The organism is Microbacterium sp. Z12_35 (assembly GCF_058310475.1).
Window position 1 is genome coordinate 1,581,712 of the sequence record NZ_JBZEGJ010000001.1, and the last position, 18,494, is coordinate 1,600,205.

The 18,494-nt window shown below is 69.7% G+C and carries 18 protein-coding genes and 1 riboswitch; of the genes, 14 read left to right on the forward strand and 4 right to left on the reverse strand.

Annotation, left to right across the window (positions count from 1 at the left end; genetic code table 11):
* The 4 genes from AC4FS1_RS07785 (at position 1) to trpS (ending at position 4,553) form a co-directional block, all read left to right on the forward strand.
* Positions 1–786, forward strand: a complete 786-nt coding sequence (locus tag AC4FS1_RS07785) for a succinate dehydrogenase iron-sulfur subunit (RefSeq protein ID WP_491153921.1) — start codon at positions 1–3, stop codon at positions 784–786.
* A gap of 130 nt (positions 787–916) precedes the next feature.
* On the forward strand, positions 917–2,143 hold the full coding sequence (locus AC4FS1_RS07790; protein ID WP_491153923.1) for a YihY/virulence factor BrkB family protein: 1,227 nt from the start codon (positions 917–919) through the stop codon (positions 2,141–2,143).
* Between the two features lie 168 nt (positions 2,144–2,311).
* Positions 2,312–3,160, forward strand: coding sequence for an exodeoxyribonuclease III (locus tag AC4FS1_RS07795; RefSeq protein ID WP_491153925.1), 849 nt, complete (start codon positions 2,312–2,314; stop codon positions 3,158–3,160).
* A gap of 388 nt (positions 3,161–3,548) precedes the next feature.
* On the forward strand, positions 3,549–4,553 hold the full coding sequence (gene trpS, locus AC4FS1_RS07800) for a tryptophan--tRNA ligase (RefSeq protein WP_491153927.1): 1,005 nt from the start codon (positions 3,549–3,551) through the stop codon (positions 4,551–4,553).
* Between the two features lie 389 nt (positions 4,554–4,942).
* On the opposite strand, the gene AC4FS1_RS07805 is transcribed toward trpS, so the two are convergent.
* On the reverse strand, positions 4,943–5,782 hold the full coding sequence (locus tag AC4FS1_RS07805; RefSeq protein ID WP_491153929.1) for an endonuclease domain-containing protein: 840 nt from the start codon (positions 5,780–5,782) through the stop codon (positions 4,943–4,945).
* A gap of 264 nt (positions 5,783–6,046) precedes the next feature.
* Between AC4FS1_RS07805 and AC4FS1_RS07810 the strand changes: the two genes are divergently transcribed.
* The 8 genes from AC4FS1_RS07810 (at position 6,047) to AC4FS1_RS07845 (ending at position 13,525) form a co-directional block, all read left to right on the forward strand.
* Entirely contained in the window at positions 6,047–6,610 is a 564-nt protein-coding gene (locus tag AC4FS1_RS07810; RefSeq protein WP_491153930.1) for a GNAT family N-acetyltransferase, read from the forward strand.
* Between the two features lie 27 nt (positions 6,611–6,637).
* Positions 6,638–7,501 carry an Fpg/Nei family DNA glycosylase gene (locus tag AC4FS1_RS07815; RefSeq protein ID WP_491153932.1) on the forward strand — a complete coding sequence of 288 codons (864 nt, stop codon included), beginning with the start codon at positions 6,638–6,640 and terminating at the stop codon, positions 7,499–7,501.
* 66 nt (positions 7,502–7,567) lie between these two features.
* Positions 7,568–7,726, forward strand: a riboswitch (FMN riboswitch).
* 55 nt (positions 7,727–7,781) lie between these two features.
* Positions 7,782–8,804, forward strand: a complete 1,023-nt coding sequence (gene ribD / locus AC4FS1_RS07820; RefSeq protein ID WP_491153934.1) for a bifunctional diaminohydroxyphosphoribosylaminopyrimidine deaminase/5-amino-6-(5-phosphoribosylamino)uracil reductase RibD — start codon at positions 7,782–7,784, stop codon at positions 8,802–8,804.
* Positions 8,804–9,433 carry a riboflavin synthase gene (locus AC4FS1_RS07825; RefSeq protein ID WP_491153935.1) on the forward strand — a complete coding sequence of 210 codons (630 nt, stop codon included), beginning with the start codon at positions 8,804–8,806 and terminating at the stop codon, positions 9,431–9,433. The genes ribD and AC4FS1_RS07825 overlap by 1 nt, the downstream gene beginning before the upstream one ends.
* A complete protein-coding gene (ribA, locus tag AC4FS1_RS07830; RefSeq protein ID WP_491153937.1) occupies positions 9,430–10,710 on the forward strand; it encodes a GTP cyclohydrolase II in 1,281 nt (426 codons plus the stop codon). Before AC4FS1_RS07825 ends, ribA begins: the two co-directional genes overlap by 4 nt.
* Positions 10,707–11,180 carry a 6,7-dimethyl-8-ribityllumazine synthase gene (gene ribH, locus AC4FS1_RS07835; RefSeq protein WP_491153938.1) on the forward strand — a complete coding sequence of 158 codons (474 nt, stop codon included), beginning with the start codon at positions 10,707–10,709 and terminating at the stop codon, positions 11,178–11,180. The genes ribA and ribH overlap by 4 nt, the downstream gene beginning before the upstream one ends.
* 460 nt (positions 11,181–11,640) lie before the next feature.
* Complete coding sequence (locus AC4FS1_RS07840; RefSeq protein ID WP_491153940.1) at positions 11,641–11,991, forward strand: Fe-S protein; 351 nt, start codon at positions 11,641–11,643, stop codon at positions 11,989–11,991.
* A gap of 88 nt (positions 11,992–12,079) precedes the next feature.
* Positions 12,080–13,525 carry an MFS transporter gene (locus AC4FS1_RS07845; protein WP_491153942.1) on the forward strand — a complete coding sequence of 482 codons (1,446 nt, stop codon included), beginning with the start codon at positions 12,080–12,082 and terminating at the stop codon, positions 13,523–13,525.
* 62 nt (positions 13,526–13,587) lie between these two features.
* On the opposite strand, the gene AC4FS1_RS07850 is transcribed toward AC4FS1_RS07845, so the two are convergent.
* From AC4FS1_RS07850 to AC4FS1_RS07860, 3 genes are read right to left on the reverse strand one after another with little or no spacing between them, the layout of a single operon-like run.
* Positions 13,588–14,406 carry an ABC transporter permease gene (locus tag AC4FS1_RS07850; RefSeq protein WP_491153944.1) on the reverse strand — a complete coding sequence of 273 codons (819 nt, stop codon included), beginning with the start codon at positions 14,404–14,406 and terminating at the stop codon, positions 13,588–13,590.
* Positions 14,403–15,278 carry an ABC transporter permease gene (locus tag AC4FS1_RS07855; protein WP_491153946.1) on the reverse strand — a complete coding sequence of 292 codons (876 nt, stop codon included), beginning with the start codon at positions 15,276–15,278 and terminating at the stop codon, positions 14,403–14,405. Before AC4FS1_RS07855 ends, AC4FS1_RS07850 begins: the two co-directional genes overlap by 4 nt.
* Positions 15,275–16,216, reverse strand: coding sequence for an ABC transporter ATP-binding protein (locus AC4FS1_RS07860; protein ID WP_491153947.1), 942 nt, complete (start codon positions 16,214–16,216; stop codon positions 15,275–15,277). Before AC4FS1_RS07860 ends, AC4FS1_RS07855 begins: the two co-directional genes overlap by 4 nt.
* Positions 16,217–16,341: 125 nt before the next feature.
* On the opposite strand from AC4FS1_RS07860, the gene AC4FS1_RS07865 reads away from it, so the two are divergent.
* Positions 16,342–16,557 carry an AsnC family protein gene (locus AC4FS1_RS07865; protein WP_491153949.1) on the forward strand — a complete coding sequence of 72 codons (216 nt, stop codon included), beginning with the start codon at positions 16,342–16,344 and terminating at the stop codon, positions 16,555–16,557.
* 23 nt (positions 16,558–16,580) lie between these two features.
* Positions 16,581–18,464, forward strand: a complete 1,884-nt coding sequence (locus AC4FS1_RS07870) for an ABC transporter ATP-binding protein (RefSeq protein WP_491153951.1) — start codon at positions 16,581–16,583, stop codon at positions 18,462–18,464.
* Positions 18,465–18,494 lie beyond the last annotated feature (30 nt).

Here is an 18,494-nt window from a genome sequence, read left to right on the forward strand (position 1 = left end):
ATGGCCATCGCCACCATCGACACCGTCAACGATTCGCAGAGCGTCGAGCAGGCGCCCGCTGCCACCGGCATCCAGTCGTTCCTGGTGACCTTCAACATCCGTCGCTTCGACCCGGAGGTCGACGCGGAACCGCGCTGGGTCGACTACGACGTCGAGCTCTACCCCACCGACCGTGTGCTGGACGCCCTGCACAAGATCAAGTGGGAGGTGGACGGGTCGCTCGCGTTCCGCCGCTCCTGTGCGCACGGCATCTGCGGTTCCGACGCGATGCGCATCAACGGGCGCAACCGGCTCGCATGCAAGACGCTCATCAAAGACCTCGACATCTCGCAGCCGATCTACGTCGAGGCGATCAAGGGCCTTCCGCTGGAGAAGGACCTGATCGTCGACATGGAGCCGTTCTTCGCGTCGTACCGCGACGTGCAGCCGTTCCTCATCGCCAGCTCGAAGCCCGAGCCCGGCAAGGAGCGGATCCAGTCGATCGTCGACCGCGAGGTCTTCGACGACACCACCAAGTGCATCCTCTGCGCCGCGTGCACGTCGTCGTGCCCCGTCTTCTGGACCGACGGGCAGTACTTCGGGCCGGCCGCGATCGTCAACGCGCACCGGTTCATCTTCGACTCCCGTGACGACGCCGCCGACGTGCGACTCGACATCCTCAACGACAAGGAGGGCGTCTGGCGCTGCCGGACGACCTTCAACTGCACCGAGGCATGCCCGCGCGGCATCGAGGTGACCAAGGCCATCGCCGAGGTCAAGCAGGCGGTCCTGAGCGGCAGGCGCTGACCCCGACCGGATCGCCCCCGCGCCGGAGCACCCGGTGCGCTCAGCTCCCACTGCGGGGGCCCGGGCGCTTCGCCGACCGTCGCGGTCACCGGCGGGTATGCGGCCCGAGGAGCATGGGTAGCCTGTTCGCGTGACCGACACGCCTCCGTCGCGCCGCCGCCCGTCCGACCCCGCTCCCCTGCCGGGGCCGATCGGCGCGGCCGAGGCATCCCCGTCGGACCCGCGGCGCACCGCTCGCCTGCGGGAACGCCTGGACCAACCGATCGAGCGTGCAACGGAGATCACGCGACGCACCCTGGAGTGGTTCCCCATCCGCGTGTGGCGGCATTTCCTGCAGCACAACGGCTTCCTTCTCGCCGCCGGCATCTCCTACCAGTCGCTGTTCGCGATCTTCGCGGGCATCTATCTGGCGTTCGCCGCCGTCGGCGTATGGCTCGGCGACAGCGAACGCGCGGTGAGCCTCCTCATCAGCGTCATCAACCGGTATATCCCCGACCTCATCAGCGAGAGCGGCCTGGTCAAACCCGCGCAGGTGCATGCCGTGGCATCCAGCAGCAGCGGGCTCCTCACGATCACTGGATCCGTCGCGGCCATCGTGGTGATCTGGACGGCGATCGGATTCGTCACGTATGCCCGCCGCGCTGTGCGAGACACGTTCGGGCTCCCGTTCGACCGGCGCAACTACGTGATCCTCAAGGCGCGCGACCTCTTCGCTGCCGCTCTGTTCGGTCTGGCGCTCCTCGTCGGCGCCGCGCTGAGCGCCGTCACCACCGGCGCCGTCGACCTGGTCTTCGGGCTGCTCGGGTGGCAGGGCGACTCCGCAGCCGTCCAGGTGGCCACCCGAGCCGTGTCGCTTCTCGTCGCATTCGCGATCAATTCCCTGGCACTCGGGGGGCTGTTCCGCTTCCTCACCGACACATCGCTCCCCTGGCAACGGATCTGGCCGGGTGCACTCCTGGGCGGCGCAGCGACGGTGGTGCTGCAGATCGGCGCGGGCTTCCTCTTCGTCTACACGCCGTCGAATCCGCTGCTGGCCACCTTCGCGGTCCTCGTCGGCTTCCTCCTGTGGTCCCGGTTGAACGGGATCGTCATCCTCGTCGCCGCCGCGTGGATCGCCGTCTCCGCACGGGACCACGGGGAGACTCTGGAGAGCGGCGCGGATGCCGAAGCTGCCGAGCGGGCCGCCGTATTGGCCGCCGCCGGCGTTGCGCTGGAGCGGGCGCTGCGCGACGCCGCGGATGCTCCGTGGTACGCACGGCGCGCTGCTCGCCGCCGCGTGGCCGAAGCCGAAGCGGCCGTGGCCGAGGCCGAGCGCAACGTCACGCCGCTTCCCGGCTCAGCGCTCCCCTGGGACTGAGCCCGGGGCTACGAATCGGTCGACGGCGCGGCCCAGGCGGGGCGGATGTGGCCGCTCTCCTCCGCGAAGGCCGCGACACCGGCTCGACTTCGGGCGCCGGCGAGCCGGAGTCGGGCCGGCGTCGGGCCGCCGCGGACCGGGGTCGGAGGCCGCCGTTAAGCTCGGGAGGTGCCCCGCCGCGTTCGCATCGTCTCCATCAACGTCAACGGCATCCGCGCCGCCGCCCGCAAGGGCATGAGCGAGTGGCTCGCCGAGGCCGACGCCGACATCCTCGCGATCCAGGAGGTGCGCGCCACCCAGGACGAGCTGCGTTCCGCGCTCCCCGGATGGGAGGTGGTCAACGACGAAGCACTGGCCAAGGGCCGCGCCGGCGTCGCCATCGCGAGCCGGCTGCCCTCCGTCGAGATGCGGACCGTCCTCGGGCCGGAACCGCTGGATTCGGCCGGCCGGTGGATCGAGGCCGACTTCGACATCGACGGCGAGAGCATCGCCATCGTGAGCGCCTACGTGCATACGGGTGAGGCCGAGACTCCTCGGCAGGATGCCAAGTGGGCCTTCCTCGACGCGATGGAACGACGGATGCCGCAGCTGGAGGCGGAGCATCCCCTGGCCCTCATCATGGGCGACCTCAACGTCGGGCACCGCGAGTTCGACATCCGCAATTGGAAGGGCAACGTCAAGAAGGCCGGCTTTCTCCCCCGCGAGCGCGCCTACTTCGACCGCTTCCTCGGTCCGGCCGGCGCGGAGGTCACCGCCAGCGACGGCACGACCGGGACCGGGCTCGGCTGGGTCGACGTCGGCCGGCGGTTCGCCGGTGACATCGACGGGCCCTACACGTGGTGGTCGATGCGCGGCCGCGCCTTCGACACCGACACCGGGTGGCGCATCGACTACCACCTGGCCACCCCCGCTCTGGCCGAGCGCGTGGCGGACTACCGCGTGGAGCGCGCTCCGTCGTGGGACACGCGGTGGAGCGACCACGCGCCCGTCATCGCGGATTACACGCTCGGACACTGACCCGCCGCCGGCCTCCCTCGGCCTCCGGTAGGTTTCGGCGCCGCGGGTGCCGGGGGCGCGGGTGCCGCGGTGGGCCGGGGGCGCGTGGGCCGGGGGCGCGGGTGCCGCGCTGGGCCGTGGTTCCGCTGTTGCCGCCGCCGGATTCGGAGCTCGTCGCCAGATTCGGACATTTCGGCACACGCCAACCCCAATTCACGGACGTCGTCCGAATCTGCAACAGCCGCGCCACCGCCACGCGCCCCGGGCGCACGTCAGCCACCGCCGGACGCCCCGGGGACGCATATCCTGCCCGGCACCCCGAGGCCCCCGCCCGCTCATGTCGCACCGGCGAAGCGGTCCGGGCGGCGCCACGGGCGGCCGCCGCATCCACCGCCGGTAGAATCGGTCAGTGACCAAACCCCGTCTCTACTCCGGCATGCAGCCCTCGGCCGACTCGCTTCAGATCGGCAACTACATCGGGGCTCTCATGCAGTGGCGGGAGTTGCAGGACTCGTACGACGCGTTCTTCTCGGTCGTCGACCTGCATGCGCTGACGCAGCCGAACGACCCGTCGGAGTTGCGCGAGAAGACGCGCCGTACTGCCGCGCAGTACATCGCCGCGGGTATCGAGCCCGCACGCTCGACGCTGTACGTGCAATCGCACGTACCGGCGCACGCCGAGCTGGCGTGGGTGCTTTCGACCATCACCGGATTCGGTGAGGCCGGGCGGATGACGCAGTTCAAAGACAAATCCGCCCGCTACGGCGTGGATGCCACCAACGTGGGGCTCTTCACCTACCCCGTGCTGATGGCCGCCGACATCCTGCTGTACCAGACCGATGTGGTGCCCGTCGGCGATGACCAGAAGCAGCACATCGAGCTCACCCGCGACCTGGCCGAGCGGTTCAACGCACGGTACGGCGAGACCTTCACGGTTCCGATGCCCGTGATCCAGCGTGACACCGCCCGGATCTTCGACCTGCAGAACCCGACGGCGAAGATGTCGAAGTCCGCCGAGTCGGACGCGGGAGTCCTGTGGCTGCTGGACGATCCGTCGGCGACCGCCAAGAAGATCATGCGCGCCGTGACCGACAGCGAAGGCAGCGTGCGCTTCGATCGCGAGGCGAAGCCGGGCGTGTCGAACCTCCTCGTGATCTACGCCGCCCTCACCGGCCGGCAGATTCCCGCGATCGAGGACGAGTACGCCGGCCGCGGTTACGGCGACTTCAAGAAGGGCCTCGCCGAGGTTGTCGTGAACGAGTTCGCGCCGGTCCGCGAGCGGGCACTGGCGATGCTCGACGACCCGGCTGAACTCGACCGCGTGCTGGCGGACAACGCCGGGCGCGCCGCATCCGTCGCTGACCGCACCCTCTCCGACGTGTACGACCGGATGGGCCTCCTCCGCCGCGTCTGACCCGCGCTCCGACACACTCGGGTGGCTCCCGCCGGAACCTAACTCAGGCTCGATGCGTCGGCGCGCCTCCGCGGCGGCGGAATTCCGCCCCTGGCCAATCGCCCCACCCGATCGAGCCTGAGTTCGTGCGCGCGGCGGGGGAAGAACGTGTTTCCGGGTGGAGGCGCGTCGGCTGCCCGCACAGCCGGGCGCCGCGCCGCGGAGTGGGTCGGAACCGAGCTCAGGCTGAGTGCGTGAATGTCGGACGAATGCACCGCGATTCCGCCCGCAGTTCACATTCAGCCTGAGTTAGTGCAGACCGTACGCAGCACCGCGATGCGGTCCTGGGTCCGGCCCGGCCCGGGTGCTTCGGTGGGGACCTCAGCGGGACCACCGGTGCGGGTGGGGCCCTACGGGCGTGTGTCGAGAAGGCCGCGCACGGCGTTCAGTACGAGCTCCGGCTCCTCGTAGATCATCTTCGCGGTGGGCCGCAGCGGCGTGAAGTTCCGCGCTGCGAGGAGGAGGTCGCGCCTCCGATCGCGGGCCTGGGCTTCCCAGCCCCCATGGAATTCCTCGCTGTCACACTCGATGACCAGCCATCCATCGACCAGGAGGTCGACCCTGCCCACACCCTCGATGCTGACTTGCACCTCGATGTGACAGCCCAAGCCACGCAGCATGAGGCGCATCAGTGTCTCCGGCCCCGACTCAGCACAGCCATTGACTAACGCCTGCAGCACTCGATACCGGCCCGGAAGCCGCCGAAAGACCTCGGCCAGTTCGACGAGCGATAGCAGCCCGCTATGCAACGCACTGTCGAGACTTGCGACCGCCGCACGGGGAGGCTGGCACAGCACGCTGTGCACCAGGGCATCGATGATCGAAACCGTGGCTGACTGCCCCGGATCATCCCCCAGGGGGAGCCAGTGCAGGCGCACCCCACGCGAGGATCGGTGCTCCAAGCGACGCCGGCGGTCGTGCGGTGACCGCATCCGACTGGCGTTGCCTTTCATATGTACATGGAGCGCGTCGTTCCTCAGCACGAAAATGCCGAGCATCGCCAAGAGCGACAGGCAGGTCAGGCGTCCGCCCACCCGCACCGCACGGATGACGGCGTCCGGAGTGCCGCCGGGGAGGTAGTGGTCCCGACGTGCGCGGACCAGGTGTCCCAGCGCGACAGCATCATCGACCTCCCTGCGATTCAGGCCTTGCAGAAAGAGCTCCCCGCGGCTCATGATTTCGACGGTCATGGGATCGAGAGTGCGGGCACGAGGCCGGCGCAGGCATCTCGAACGGGCGGACGGTGGATAAGCGGCGACGCGACGCGGCTGGGGAGGAGACTCTCGGGCGCACTAAATCAGGCTCGGCTGAGCGCGTGGCCGCACGCCAGCCGGAATTCCGCCCCTCGTCATCCATGCGATGCGTGCCAGCCTGAGTACGGTTCGGAGCGGAGGCGAGACGGGGACGCCACGTGCGCGGGCCACGGGCGAAGCGGCGGGCCGTAGGGTGGCGGCATGGAGCCGGTCGAACTACGCACGCCGCGCACAGTGCTGACGACACCGACACGGCGCGACACCGACGCGATCTTCGCCGCGTGCCAGGATGCGGACATCCAGCGCTACACGACGGTCCCCTCCCCGTATCTTCGCGAGCACGCCGAGAGCTTCGTCGAGGCCGTGCCCGGCCGCTGGGCGGACGGGATCGAGGCGACCTGGGCCATCCGCGATGGCGGCACGCTCGCGGGGATGCTCGGCCTTCACCGCCTCACGAGCGGCACGCCCGAGATCGGCTACTGGATGGCGCGGCCCTCCCGGGGGCGAGGCCTCCTCACCGAGGCGGCCCGCGCGGTCATCGACTGGGCGTTCGCCTCGGACGGGCTACGGGCGGCGCGCATCGAGTGGCGCGCCGTCGTCGGCAACCGGGCATCCGCGCGTGTGGCACAGGCCCTCGGATTCCAGTACGAGGGGACGATGCGCCAGGCACTGTCGAACTCGTTCGGGCGCGACGACGCGTGGCTCGCCGGCCTCCTCCCCGCCGATGACCGCACACCCCGGCGGTGGGCCGTCCTCGGCGACTGAGCCGCCGATCCGTGGCAGGATGACCGTATGCCGGAGATGCCCGAAGTCCAGGGGCTCGTCGACTTCCTGCGCGGGCGAGTGGTCGGTCTCACCATCACGCGCGCCACGGTGTCGGCGATCTCGGCCCTGAAGACCTACGACCCGCCGATCACCGCGCTGCAGGATGCGGCGGTCACCGGCGTCGAGCGGCACGGGAAGTTCCTCGACCTCGCCACCGACGGCGAGGCCCACCTCGTGTTCCACCTCGCCAAGGCCGGCTGGCTGCGGTGGTACGACGCGCTCCCCGCGACCGTGATCCGCCCGGGAAAGTCGCCGATCGCCCTCCGCATCGCGTTCGACGACGGCTCGGGCTTCGACCTCACCGAGGCGGGCACGAAGAAGTCCCTCGCGGTCTACGTCGTCCGCGACCCTGCCGACGTTCCCGGGATCGCCCGCCTCGGCCCCGATCCCCTCGACCGGGGCTTCACCCGCGACACCCTGGCCGGCCTCCTCACCGGTCGGCGCACACAGATCAAGGGAGTCCTGCGCGACCAGTCCATCATCGCCGGTGTCGGCAACGCCTACTCCGACGAGATCCTCCACGCGGCGAAGATGTCGCCCTACGCCCTCGCGTCGACCCTCGACGAAGCCGAGATCGATCGCCTGTTCGCCGCGATGACCTCCACCCTCGCCGAGGCGTTGCAGGAAGCATCCGGGAAGCCGCCCGCCGACCTGAAGGATGCCAAGCGCCGCGGCATGCGCGTGCACGGCCGTCGTGGCGAGACATGCCCCGTGTGCGGCGACGAAGTGCGCAGCGTCTTCTTCGCCGACAACTCCCTCGAGTACTGCGCCACGTGCCAGACCGGCGGCAAGATCCTCGCCGACCGGCGGCTCTCGCGCCTGCTGAAGTAAGCGGGATGCCGCCGCCGCGGCGGGAATGCGTCGCGCCGTCGCGTGTTGACTAGTATCAGATACATCAACGTGCTCCGGGGTCGGTGAGAATCCGAACCGGCGGTGACAGTCCGCGAGTCCGAGTATCCGCCCCAGGGCGGAAACGAGGGCCGATCCGGTGGAAATCCGGGACCGACGGTGATGCGACGGTCAGCCGTCGCGAGTCCGGATGGGAGGCAGCACGGTCGGCGTAACGCGCCGCCCTGCCGCAGCGACCCCGGGACCGGACCGGAGGATCGATATGGCGGATGCAGCGGAACGCGAGGCGATGCGGCATGCGCTCGACCTCGCCGCACGCGGACCTGTCGGTGTGAATCCGCAGGTGGGCGCCGTCATCCTCTCCCCCGACGGCGACGTGATCGCCGAGGGATGGCACCACGGCGCCGGCACCGCCCACGCCGAGGTCGACGCCCTGTCCAAGCTCGCCCCCGGGCAGGCCCGCGGGACGACCGCGGTCGTCACTCTCGAGCCGTGCAACCACACGGGGCGCACCGGCCCGTGTGCCGTCGCGCTCCTCGAGGCCGGTGTGGCGCGCGTGGTCTACGCCCTGGATGACCCGAACCCCGCCGCATCCGGCGGGGCCGAGCACCTGCGTGCGGGCGGCGTCTCCGTCGAGGGCGGCGTCGGAGCGGACGACGCACGCCAGCTTCTCGATGGCTGGCTCACGGTCCAGCGCCTGGGGCGTCCGTTCGTGACGGTGAAGTGGGCGCAGAGCCTCGACGGGCGCGCCGCCGCGGACGACGGCACCAGCCAGTGGATCAGCGGTCCCGCCGCCCGCGCCGACGTGCACGAGCGCCGCGCCCAGGCCGATGCCATCCTCGTCGGTACCGGCACCGCCCTCAGCGATGACCCCTCGCTCACCGCCCGGCGCGACGACGGCACGCTCTACGCGAAGCAGCCGGTCCCGGTCGTGATCGGCGCGTCCTCGGTCCCCGAGGGTGCCGCCCTGCGTCGCCATCCCGCCGCCGCACTGTTCTATCCGACGCACGATCTGCCTGCCGTGCTCGCCGATCTCCGCGAGCGCGGGATGCAGCGGGTCTTCGTCGAGGGCGGGCCCACCCTCGCCAGCGCGTTCCTGGCGGCCGGTCTGGTCGACGAAGTCCTCATCTACCTGGCGCCCCTGCTCCTCGGCGGCCGCAGACTCGCCCTCGGCGATGTCGGCGTCGCCACACTCCCCGACGCGCGGCGGCTCGCCGTGTCGTCCTTCCAACCCCTGGGCGACGACTTCCTCGTCGTCGCCACCCCGGTGAAAGGAGACCGGTGATGTTCACCGGAATCGTCGAAGAACTCGGCACGCTCACCGCCGTCGAACCATCCGGCGACGGCGTGCGACTGACCGTCCGAGCGCCCCTGGCCGTGACGGATGCTGGCCACGGAGACTCCATCTCCGTCAGCGGCGTGTGCCTCACCGTCGTTGAGCAGGGCCCGGACTGGTTCACGGCCGACGTCATGAAGCAGACGCTCGACATGTCGACCCTCGGCGGCGCGGAACCCGGCCGCTCGGTCAACATCGAGCGGGCGACCGCTGCCCACGGCCGGCTGGGCGGACACATCGTCCAGGGTCACATCGACGGCACCGGAACGGTGCTCGACGTGCGACCCGGCGACCGCTGGCAGGTCGTGCGGATCGGGGTCCCCGTCCATCTCGCCCCTCTCGTGGTCGACAAGGGTTCCATCGCCATCGACGGCGTCTCGCTCACCATCAGCGCGGTGAGCGATGCCGACGACGCCGAACCATGGCTCGAGGTCTCGCTCATCCCCGAGACGCTCGAGGCCACCACGCTCGGCACCGCCGCCATCGGTGACCCCGTCAACCTCGAAACCGACATCCTCGCCCGCCATGTGCAGCGGCTCCTGGCATTTCCCGCATCCCCCGAAGGAGGCTCACGATGAGCCTTTCCACCATCCCGCAGGCGCTGGAGTCTCTCCGCGCCGGACGCCCCGTCATCGTCGCCGACGATGAAGATCGCGAGAACGAAGGCGACGTCATCCTGTCGGCGGAGCTCGCGACGCCGGAGTGGATCGCCTGGACCGTCCGGTGGTCCAGCGGGTTCCTCTGCGCCCCGATGCCGGCCGACTGGGCTGACCGTCTCGAGCTTCCGCCGATGGTCGCGGTCAACGAAGACGCCCGGGGGACGGCGTACACCGTCAGTGTCGATGCGTCCGACCGCGACAGCACCGGCATCAGTGCCTCTGACCGCGCCCACACCCTGAACGTCCTGGCCACGCCTGCCTCCGGGCCGGCCAGCCTCATCCGCCCCGGGCACGTCCTGCCGCTGCGCGCGGTCGACGGTGGCGTGCGCGAGCGCAGCGGCCACACCGAGGCGGCAGTGGAATTGATGAAGCTCGCCGGCCTGCAGCCGGTCGGAGCGATCGCGGAGGTCGTGGCCGAAGACGGGTCGATGATGCGGATGCCCGGGCTTCTCGAGCTCGGCGAGCGCAACGACATCCCGGTCATCACGATCGAGCAGCTCATCGCCTACCTCGACGAGGATGAGCCGAGCTCGGCCACCGCCGCGCGGGAGCGACACACGCGCCGCGTGAGCCTTCGCGCCGAAGCGCGGGTGCCTACGACGCACGGGGAGTTCCGCTTCCTGGCCTACAAGGATCGCGCGACCGGCACCGACCACCTGGCCGTGGTGTCGGGAGACCTGAGCGATGACGCACCCCTCGTGCGGGTGCACTCCGAGTGCCTGACCGGTGAGGCATTCGGCTCGCTGAAATGCGAGTGCGGCCCGCAACTGGGGGCCGCCCTGGACGCGATCGACGAGCACGGCGGCGTCGTGGTGTACATGCGCGGACACGAAGGTCGCGGCATCGGGCTCATCAACAAGCTCCGGGCGTACAGCCTGCAGGAGCAGGGGCTCGACACCGTCGACGCGAATCTCGCGCTGGGGCTTCCTGCCGACGCGCGCGACTACGCCGCGGCCGCCGGCATCCTCGCCGACCTGGGCGTCAGTCGGGTGCGTCTGATGACGAACAACACGGACAAGGTCGCGCAGCTGCGCGAACTGGGGTTGGATGTCGCCGAGCAGGTGCCGCTGCTGGTCGGAGTCGGTCCCAACAATCACCAGTACCTGGAGACCAAGCGCGACCGCATGGGACACCTCATCGCGGAGGCCGACCTGACCGAGGCGTTGAAAGAGATGAAGGAAGGTGCCGAGGCATGAGCGGCAAGGGTGCGCCGGAGGCGCAACAGATCGACGCGAAGGACCTGCGCGTGGTCGTCGTGGCCGGGACCTGGCATGACGTCATCACCGACGGGCTGATCGCGGGTGCTCGCCGGGTGCTCGACGCATCGGGAGCCTCGTGGGAGCTCGTTCGCGTGCCGGGGTCGTTCGAGCTTCCCGTCGCCGCAAAGGCGGCGCTCGACGCCGGGGCCGACGCCGTCGTGGCGCTGGGTGTCATCATCCGCGGCGGCACCCCGCACTTCGAGTACGTCTCCTCCGCCGCCACCGACGGCCTGACGCGCGTCGCGCTCGACACCGGCAAGCCGGTCGGCTTCGGACTCTTGACCCTCGACGACGAACGGCAGGGCCTCGATCGCGCCGGCCTGCCGGATTCGAAAGAGGACAAGGGCGCCGAGGCGGCGGATGCGGCGCTCCGCACGGCGCTGACCCTCCGCGCCCTCCGCGCCTGACGCCGGGACGGCGCCGACCCTTCGTCTCGTCGCTCCGCTCCTCGCTCAGGGCCCGGTACCCCGAACCGCGCCCCGCGGCGCACCCCGGCCGCGGAGCGAGCGCAGCGGAACCCCCGGACGCTGAGCGAGCGCAGCGGAACCCGCGGACGCTGAGCGAGCGCAGCGAGACGAAGCGTCACGCCCGCACGGCGTCGACCCCTCGTCTCGTCGCTGCGCTCCTCGCTCAGGGTCCGGTACCCCGGGCCCGCGCCCCGGACGCTGAGCGAGCGCAGCGAGACGAAGCGTCACGCCCGCACGGCGTCGCCCCCTCGTCTCGTCGCTGCGCTCCTCGCTCAGGGTCCGGTACCCCGGATCAGCACCCCGGACGCTGAGCGAGCGCAGCGAGACGAAGCGTCACCCCGTTGCGGTTGAGGCGTGCCTTCCTGGCGCCGGAGCCGGGGCTCCCCCTACGGTGATAGCCATGGAGATCCTGCGCCACGTCGTCGTCCTCATCCACCTCGTCGGGTTCGCCACGCTGTTCGGGTCATGGGTCGTCGAAGCGGTAGCTCGCCGCGTCCGGTTCACGCGCGTCATGGACTGGGGCCTCGCCATCGCCGGCGTCGCCGGTCTCATCCTGGCCGCGCCGTGGGGTATCGACGGCGACCTGAACTACGTCAAGATCGGCGTGAAGCTCGTCATCCTCGTCGTGATCGGAGCGCTCCTGGGCATCGGGTCGGCGCGTCAACGGCGCACGAACGCCCTGCCGCCGGTCATGTTCTGGCTCGTCGGCATCCTCACCCTCACCAACGCCGCCATCGCGGTGCTGTGGTGAGACCGACCACACCCACTCCCGTCCTCATGCCCGCCCGCCGCCCCGCATCCCACACCCACCCTTCACCGCGCTCACTGACAGGCATCTCATGACATCATCAGCCCCCGTCACCGCCGCCCCCGCCAACCCGCGCTCCCGCGTCATCACGGCCAGCCTCGTGGGAACGACCATCGAGTTCTACGACTTCTACGTCTACGCGACGGCAGCCGTTCTCGTCTTCCCGGTCCTCTTCTTCCCCACCGGCGATGACACCACGGCGCTGCTGTCGTCGTTCGCGGTCTTCGGTGCCGCCATGGTCGCCCGCCCCGTGGGCGCGGTGATCTTCGGCCACTTCGGTGACCGCTTCGGCCGCAAGGCCACGCTGGTCGCGTCGCTGCTGACCATGGGCATCGCGACCTTCATCATCGGTCTGCTGCCGACGTACAACGAGATCGGCTGGTGGGCAGCGCTCCTGTTGCTGTTCCTGCGCCTGGCCCAGGGATTCGCCCTCGGCGGCGAATGGTCGGGCGCGGCCCTCGTCGCCACCGAGAACGCTCCGCCCGGCAAGCGCGCCTGGTACGGCACGTTCCCGCAGTTGGGTGCGCCGATCGGCTTCATCATCGCCAACACAATCTTCCTCATCATCAATTTCGCGCTCCCCCACCCCGACGGCCCGGCCCAGCGTTCGGAGGCCTTCCTGGCATGGGGATGGCGCGTGCCGTTCCTGTTCTCGGCGGTCATGGTCATCATCGGCCTGTGGGTACGTCTGAAGCTGGTCGAGTCCGAGACGTTCGAGAAGGCGGAGAAGAAGGGCGCCCTGCGCCGATTCCCCCTCGGGGAGGTGCTGCGCCGGCACTGGCGGCAGCTGATCCTCGGGACCTTCATCATGCTCGCCACCTACGTGCTCTTCTACCTGATGACGAGCTTCACGCTCTCTTACGGGACGAAGGCGACGGCGGATGCTGCCCAGGCCGCGGCGGATGCGGCGGGGCAGCCCTTCGACGCGGCGACCTACGTCGCGGGCCTCGGGTTCGGCTACACCGACTTCGTGCTCATGCAGATCATCGGGGTGGTCTTCTTCGGAATCTTCACGCTCCTGTCCGGGCCGATCGCCGACGCGATCGGGCGTCGTCGCCTGCTGTTGTGGGTCACGGCCGCGATCGCCGTCTTCGGCCTGACGTTCAACGTCTTCCTCTCCCCGCAGATCGACCCCAAGTTCACCGGGGCTCTCACGCAGGCGTTCCTCATTCTCGGGTTCCTGCTGATGGGCGCGACGTTCGGCCCCATGGGCGCGGTGCTGCCCGAGCTGTTCCCGACCAACGTCCGGTACACCGGATCCGCGATCTCCTACAACGTGTCGTCGATCCTGGGTGCGGCGGTGGCGCCGCTCATCGCCGTCTGGCTGTGGGCGGTGGCCGACGGACAGCCGTGGCTGGTCGGGGTCTACCTCACCGGCGCCGCCGTGCTGACCTTCGTGGCGCTGGCGTTGTCCAAGGAGACGAAGGACGTCGACTACGGCGAGAACATCGGAATGGGCGCGACCGGCTCCCTCTGACCTCGGCAGACATGCGGATGCCGCGGGGCTTCGGCTCCGCGGCATCCGTCGTCGTAGGGGGTTCAGTCCAGGAAGAGAGCGCGCAGCCGCTTGGTCGTGAAGACCAGGCCGACCGCGATCATCACGACGTAATAGAGGACGTGCCAGAGCATCCCGGCATTGAGAGCTCCGGTCGTGAATCCGCGGATGAGCTCGACCCCGTGCCACAGCGGCAGGGCCTGCACGATCCACTGCACGACCTGCGGGTACACCGTGATCGGGTAGAACGTCGCCGAGAAGAGGAACATGGGCAACAGCACGAAGGTGATCCAGTCCATGTGCTGGAACGTCTTCATGTAGCTGGTGATCGCCATACCGACGCTCGCGAACCCGAAGGCGATGAGCAGCACCGCGGGCAGGGCCAGGATCGCGGTCGGCGCGAGGTTCAGGCCCAGGATTTGCATGATGATCATGAAGCCGGTCGCGTAGAGGAGCCCCCGCAGCAGCGCGTAGAGGATCTCCCCGAGCGCGACGTCCAGAGGGCCGAGCGAAGTAGACAGCATCCCCTCGTAGAGCTTGCCGTAGTTGAGCTTGAAGAAGACGTTCCACGTGGAGTCGTAGATGGCGCCGTTCATCGCCGACACGGCCAGCAGCGCCGGCGCGATGAACGCGGCGTAGGGTACGTCGACACCCGCGGAAGTCTGCACGTCGCCGACGAGGGAGCCGAGACCGATGCCCATCGACGCGAGGTAGAAGACCGGCTCGAAGAAGCCGGAGAGCACGACGATCCAGCTCGACGAGCGGGCGGCGAGCAGCCCTCGCTGCACGACCGCCTGGGGATTGCCGGCCCACAGGGCGCGGACGCCGCGGCGTCCGGTTTCGGGCGCGAGAACCGCCGTCACTTCGCCAGCCTCCGTTCGAAGATGCGACGGCCGAGCACGTAGCCGACGACGGCGAGGATCAGCAGGTACGCCACATGGAGGGTGGCTACAGCCGGCTCGAGAGGGCCGTACGTGAGCATCCGGCCGAACTCGGTCGCGTGCCACAGGGGTGAGATCCAGCCGATCCACTGCAGCCAATCCGGCAGGCTCGCCAGCGGATAGAACGTTCCGGAGAAGAGGAACATCGGGACGAAGATGAAGCGCTGGACCAGCGCGAACTGACCCTTGTCGTCTTCGATCGACGCGGCGTAGGCCATGAGCGGGATGCCGAAGCTCACGCCGGCCAGCACGCCGACCGCGATGGAGATCCACCCCGTGGCCGGGTTCGGCACCGCACCGAAGACCCAGATGAAGATGTAGTACGCAGCGACGGCGATGAACATCCGGGCCGAGGCGCCGAGAATGACCCCGTTGGCGATCTGCGGTGACGACAGCGGCGACGCGTTGAATCCGTAGAAGTACCGGCGCCACTTGAACCCCGCCATGACGGGGTAGGTGAACTCCTCGGACGCCACGCCGATCGCAGCCGTCATGAGCAGCGCGGGTGCGATGAAGACGAGATAGGGCACCGGCTGTCCGCCGTCGTCGATGTCGCTCTGGATGAGGGCGGCAAGGCCCACGCCGAGGCCCAGCAGGTAGAGGATGGGCTGCCCCAGCGCGCCGAAGATGATCGTCCAGCCGTACGCGCGCATCGCGCGCACCATGTGCTCGGTGACGTACCACGAGCCCCGAGCACGCGGCTTGCGCCCCCACTCGAGGGCTTCGGCGCGTAGCTCGTCGAGCGAGGGGTGGAGGCGCGCGTCCCCCGCGCCGGGCGCCTGGCTCAGGGTCATTCGATCAGCGACCTTCCCGTGAGTCGCAGGAACACATCCTCCAGGCTCGATCGACGGACGAGCGAGGTGATCGGCTGGAGGCCGAGGGCGGTGACGCGCTCGAGGGCGGCCTCACCGTCGGACGCGTAGATCAGCACGCGGTCGGGGAGCACCTCGACACGGTCGCCGATGCCCTGGACCTCCGCGGCGGCCTGCTCATTGCGCTCCGAGCCGAAACGCACCTCGAGCACCTCACGGCTGGAGTGCTCGCGGATGAGGGATGCCGGGGTGCCTTCGGCCATGATGCGGCCCTTGTCGACGACGACGAGCCGATCGCACAGCTGCTCCGCCTCATCCATGTAGTGCGTCGTCAGCACGAGGGTGGTGCCCTGCTCCTTCAAGCGGAACAGTCGGTCCCACAGCACATGGCGCGCCTGCGGGTCGAGTCCCGTGGTGGGTTCGTCCAGCAGCAGGATGCGCGGATCGTTGATCAGACCGCGCGCGATCGTCAGCCGCCGCTTCATTCCGCCGGAGAGCTGGTCGACCTTGCTCTTGGCCTTGTCTTCGAGCTGCGCGAAGGCGAGGAGCTCATCCGCCTTCTGTGCGCACACCTTGCCGGGGAGGCCGAAGTAGCGCCCGTAGATGTAGAGGTTCTCCCGGGCGTTCAGTTCCCCGTCGAGGTTGTCCTGCTGCGGCACGACCCCCAGCCGCGAGCGGATCTCCGGGCCATGGCGATCGGGATCGAGACCGAGGATGCTGAGGTCTCCGCTGGTGCGCGTGGAGACAGCGCCGATCATCTTCATGGTCGTCGACTTGCCGGCACCGTTGGGTCCGAGCAGCCCGAACGACTCGCCCGGGGCGACGTCGAAGGACAACCCATCGACCGCGAGGAAATCGGGTTTGCCCTTCACCTTGTACGCCTTGACGAGGTTGCTGGCGTGGATCACCGCTTCTGGCACCGGACCACCCTATCCACCGCCGTCGACACCGATGATCGTCGTCGTGGGCTGAGGGGCGAGACTGTCAACCTTGATTGACTTTGCCCTGGCCGTCAACTACGGTTGACCGCGAGCAGGAGGAATCCATGACCGGGAACGAGATCCGCACCGCACTGGGGGCGCTGCCCGACCCCGAGCCGATCGCCGAGCTGCACCGCCTCGCCGAGGTGCGCCGCGAGCTCGCACGGGCAGAAGAAGTGCAGGTGCGCCGCGCCCGCCACCAGGGATTCTCCTGGCAGGCCATCGCCGCAGCCCTCGGCGTGACCAAACAGGCCGTGCACAAGAAGTACGGTCGAAAGTAACCCACCCGAATGAGGAACCACCTATGTCGACCTCAACCCCCGCCCGCGCGCGCCGCGGCCGCCGCGCGCAGCCCGAGGGTCCGCGCGCGACCCTGCGGCAGCTCCTGCCGTTCCTCCTCGAACACCGTCGTGTGCTCGTCGTCGTGGCGATCCTCAGCGTTCTGGGCGCGGGCGCCACGCTCGCGCAGCCGCTCTTGGTCGGTCAGGTGATCGCGCGGGTGCAGGAGGGGCTCGACCTCGGTGCGCTCATCTGGCTCGTCGTGGGGCTCGTGGTGCTGTCATCGGTGATCTCGGGCTACCAGCACTACCTGCTCCAGCGCACCGGCACGGCCGTCGTCTACTCCAGCCGGCGGCGACTCATCGGCCGCATCCTGCACCTCCCGATCAGCGAGTTCGACGCGCGCCGCACCGGCGACCTCGTCTCCCGCGTCGGCACCGATACGACCCTGCTGTATGCGGTACTCACGCAGGGGCTCGCGGATGCGGTGGGTAACGTGCTCATCTTCCTCGGCGCGCTCATTGCCATGGCGCTGATAGACCCCGTGCTGCTGGCGCTCATCGTGCTCGTTCTCGGGCTCTCCGTGCTCACCGTCGTGCTCCTCAGCGGCCGCATCCGCACGGCGTCGACCGAGCAGCAGGTCAAGGTCGGCGAGCTGGCCTCTGCCGTCGAGCGCGCGGTCGGTTCCATCCGCACCGTGCGGGCGGCGGGCGCGACGGAGCGCGAGACGACCTCGGTGACGGAACTGGCGACCGAGGCTTACGGGGTGGGCGTGCGCATCGCGAAGGTGTCGGCGCTCGTCGTGCCGGTCGCCGGCATCGCGCTGCAGGTGTCGCTCCTGGTCGTGCTGGGGGTGGGCGGATTCCGCGTCGCGTCCGGCGCGCTGGAGATCGCCGGACTCATCACGTTCATCATGTTCCTCTTCCTCCTGATCGCTCCCCTGGGCTCGACCCTGGGCGCCATCACGTCGGTGAGCCAGGCGCTCGGCGCACTCGGCCGCATCCAGGAGATCCTCGACCTGCCCACCGAGACCGACGATGACCGGCCCGACGCCGCCGCGCGTCCGGATCCGGGCGCTCCGGCGATCGAGTTCCGCGACGTGCGTTTCCACTACCCCGCGCACGTGGTCCAGGCCCGCGAAGCCGCCGCGAAAGAGGCACGAGCAGTGTTGGAGCAGGCGCACCTGGAACGTGCCGCCGACGAGGTCGCCGCCGCGGACGACGCCGATCGCGACGTCCTCCGCGGGGTGTCCTTCGCCGTCCCGCGCGGCGCGCGGGTGGCGCTGGTCGGGCCCTCCGGAGCCGGCAAGAGCACGATCCTCTCCCTCGTGGAGCGCTTCTACGACCCGACCGGCGGCGAGATCCTCGTCGACGGCGTCGACGCGCGGCAGCTGGAGCGTGACGCGCTGCGCGCGCGCTTCGGATACGTCGAGCAGGACGCGCCGACCCTGGCCGGCTCCATCGCGGACAACCTGCGGCTCGCCTCCCCGGACGCGACCGACGCGGAATGCGAGAGCGTGCTGCGTGCGGTGAACCTCGGCGACGTGCTCGAACGCAGTCCGCTCGGGGTGGATGCGCCCGTCGGCGAAGACGGCGTCATGCTCTCCGGCGGGGAGCGCCAGCGCCTGGCGATCGCCCGCGCCCTGCTCGCCGCTCCCCCGGTGCTGCTGCTGGACGAGTCCACGTCATCGCTCGACGGGCTCAACGAACAGCGCATGCGGGACGCGATCGATGCGGTCGCGACCGGGCGCACGCTCCTGGTGATCGCGCACCGGCTGTCGACGGTGGTCGACAGCGACCTCATCGTGGTGCTGGACTCCGGGCAGGTCGTGGGTGCGGGGACGCACTCGGAGCTCGTCGCATCCACCCCCCTGTACCGCGACCTCGCCCGGCACCAGCTGCTGGTGTGACCCGACGCAGGCCCGAGAGGAGCACGTCAC

Coding starts and splice junctions, on each gene's coding strand:
- AC4FS1_RS07870 (WP_491153951.1), top strand. CDS start 16,581: ATGTCGACCTCAACCCCCGCCCGCGCGCGCCGCGGCCGCCGCGCGCAG.
- AC4FS1_RS07855 (WP_491153946.1), bottom strand. CDS start 15,278: ATGACCCTGAGCCAGGCGCCCGGCGCGGGGGACGCGCGCCTCCACCCC.
- AC4FS1_RS07825 (WP_491153935.1), top strand. CDS start 8,804: ATGTTCACCGGAATCGTCGAAGAACTCGGCACGCTCACCGCCGTCGAA.
- AC4FS1_RS07845 (WP_491153942.1), top strand. CDS start 12,080: ATGACATCATCAGCCCCCGTCACCGCCGCCCCCGCCAACCCGCGCTCC.
- ribD (WP_491153934.1), top strand. CDS start 7,782: ATGGCGGATGCAGCGGAACGCGAGGCGATGCGGCATGCGCTCGACCTC.
- AC4FS1_RS07810 (WP_491153930.1), top strand. CDS start 6,047: ATGGAGCCGGTCGAACTACGCACGCCGCGCACAGTGCTGACGACACCG.
- AC4FS1_RS07840 (WP_491153940.1), top strand. CDS start 11,641: ATGGAGATCCTGCGCCACGTCGTCGTCCTCATCCACCTCGTCGGGTTC.
- AC4FS1_RS07815 (WP_491153932.1), top strand. CDS start 6,638: ATGCCGGAGATGCCCGAAGTCCAGGGGCTCGTCGACTTCCTGCGCGGG.
- AC4FS1_RS07805 (WP_491153929.1), bottom strand. CDS start 5,782: ATGACCGTCGAAATCATGAGCCGCGGGGAGCTCTTTCTGCAAGGCCTG.
- ribH (WP_491153938.1), top strand. CDS start 10,707: ATGAGCGGCAAGGGTGCGCCGGAGGCGCAACAGATCGACGCGAAGGAC.
- AC4FS1_RS07785 (WP_491153921.1), top strand. CDS start 1: ATGGCCATCGCCACCATCGACACCGTCAACGATTCGCAGAGCGTCGAG.
- AC4FS1_RS07865 (WP_491153949.1), top strand. CDS start 16,342: ATGACCGGGAACGAGATCCGCACCGCACTGGGGGCGCTGCCCGACCCC.
- ribA (WP_491153937.1), top strand. CDS start 9,430: ATGAGCCTTTCCACCATCCCGCAGGCGCTGGAGTCTCTCCGCGCCGGA.